This window comes from Sporosarcina koreensis, assembly GCF_001531445.1.
In the GTDB taxonomy this organism is placed as follows: Bacteria; Bacillota; Bacilli; order Bacillales_A; family Planococcaceae; genus Sporosarcina; species Sporosarcina koreensis_C.
This window is the reverse complement of sequence record NZ_LQYA01000009.1, coordinates 1-258: the sequence shown is the minus strand read 5'-3', so window position 1 is coordinate 258 and position 258 is coordinate 1. Positions and strand designations below refer to the sequence as shown.

Here is a 258-nt window from a genome sequence, read left to right as displayed (position 1 = left end):
TGATGAGGTGGATAGGTCCGGGGTGGAAGCGTGGCGACACGTGCAGCTGACGGATACTAATCGATCGAGGACTTAACCTTATAGTTAAAACAGTACGGTTGGACTTGAGTTCAGCAACAATGTTGGTTTTATCCGGTTTTGAACGAACAAGCATCGTTCAATTGTCTGGTGATGAAGGCGAAGAGGTCACACCCGTTCCCATACCGAACACGGAAGTTAAGCTCTTCAGCGCCGATGGTAGTAGGGGGCTTCCCCCTG

1 rRNA gene is annotated in these 258 nt (G+C 50.4%); it reads left to right on the top strand.

What is annotated here, in order from left to right:
- Positions 1-164: 164 nt before the first annotated feature.
- A 5S ribosomal RNA gene (gene rrf / locus AWV70_RS03040) occupies positions 165-258 on the top strand; the annotation flags it as partial.